Source organism: Mitsuaria sp. TWR114 (genome assembly GCF_007997345.1).
Window position 1 is genome coordinate 1 of the sequence record NZ_VOSR01000636.1, and the last position, 1,721, is coordinate 1,721.

Consider the following 1,721-nt stretch of genomic DNA (forward strand, 5'->3'; position numbering starts at 1 on the left):
GAGGCGGTGCCGAAGTCGCCGTCGGTGAAGGCGACCGAGTACAGGTGCATGGCCACGGTCTTGCCGGCCTGGCCCGAGCCGCCGGTGCCGCTGGTGAGGATGAAGGGCTCCTCGAACAGCTGCAGGCTGCCGATGATGGCCAGCGTCACCGCGAAGAAGATCATCGGCCGCAGCTGCGGCAGCACGAGGTGCAGGAAGGTCTGGCGCTCGCTGACGCCGTCCACGCGCGCCGCCTCGAAGAGGTCGCGCGGCAGCGTCTGGATGGCCGAGAGGTAGAGCACCGTGTTCCAGCCGACGTAGCGCCAGAACACCACGATCGCGACCATCCAGCGCGTGTTCTCGGCCTGGTCCCAGTCGATCGGCGTGGACGGGAACAGGGCGCCGAGCAGCGGCAGCTCGTGCAGGCCCAGCAGCGCCGCGTTGATCGCGCCGAAGTCCTTGGAGAACAGCGCCGAGAAGACCAGCGACACCGCGACGGTCGAGGTGATGAAGGGCAGGAAATAGAGCCCCACCACGCCGTTGCGCCAGCGCCGGAAGGCGGTGTGCAGGTAGTAGGCCAGCGGCAGCGCGACCAAGTGCTGCGGCACGCAGCCCACCACGGCCAGCCACAGCGTGTTGAAGAGCGAGGCGCGCAGGCCGTCGTCACGGGTGAGCGCGTAGAGGTAGTTGTCCAGGCCGACCCACTGCATCGCGCCCAGCCCGGCGGCGGCGTCCCAGCTGTGCAGCGACAGCACGATGGAGAACAGCAGCGGGAACAGGCCGAAGGCCGCGAAGAGCAAGAAGAACGGGCTGATGAAGAGGTAAGGCATCCAGCGGCGCGGAATGCGCAGCCGGTGCGGCCAGGTGAGGCGAAGGCTCATGCGGGGGCTCATGCAAGGGCTCGTGGGCGAGGTTCCAGGGAAAGCGCGGCGGATCAGGCGCGTCGGCGCACGCGGCGCTCGACGGTGGCGCGCGCGTCGGCCAGCGCCTGGTCGATGCCCTTGCGATGCAACAGCACCTGGTCGAGTTCGTTGCGCACGACCTCGTCGGCCACGGCGTCATGACGGTCGATCGTGATCGCCGGAATCCGGCGCGCCATGTCCCGCCACTGCAGGCGCGCCGCCTCCCCGCCCAGGAAGTCGATGGGCTCGGACAGGAAGCCGTCGTCCTGCGCGGACAGCAGCACCGGGAAGGCGTCGAGCGAGCGGAAGGCGGCCACCTGCTGGTCCCGGTCCAAGGCCAGCAGCTGCAGCAGGTCCCAGGCCAGCGCCTTCTGCTGCGAATGCACCGGGATCGCGTAGAAGGAGCCGCCCCAGGCCGCCGCCGCGCCCTCGGGCAAGGGCGCGGACCGCCAGAGCCCGGCCGTCTCCGGCGCGATCCACCGCTTCAGGTGGCCGCCCAGCCAGCAGCCCATCATCTGCGTCGCGATGGCCCCGCGGCGGAAGCCTTCGGACCATTCATTGCTCCAGGCGCGCACCCGCGCGTCGATGCCGGCATCGCGCGCCTGCAGCGCCAGTTCGAAGGCGCGGCGGAAACGCGCCGTCTGCACCTGGCTGCGCCCCTGCGGATCGAAGAACACCCCCTCCCCGTCGGCCAGACCGGCGCGGATGCGGATGTCCTTGAGGTCCTGCGCATGCGCGACCAGGTAGGCGCCGGTGCGGGCCCGCAGCGTCCGGCCGGCCTCGATGAAACCTGACCACGAGTGCGTGAGATCGGTTTCAAGCAGCCGGCGCGCGCCAGCA

Annotated in this window: 2 protein-coding genes; both read right to left on the reverse strand. The window is 70.4% G+C overall.

The features are described from left to right. A partial coding sequence (locus FUT87_RS21275; RefSeq protein WP_222617233.1) for a carbohydrate ABC transporter permease occupies nt 1-860 on the reverse strand: 860 nt, incomplete at its 3' end. Nucleotides 861-913: 53 nt separating this feature from the next. Next, on the reverse strand, nt 914-1,721 hold an 808-nt coding region (locus FUT87_RS21280), incomplete at its 5' end, for an ABC transporter substrate-binding protein (RefSeq protein ID WP_147242311.1).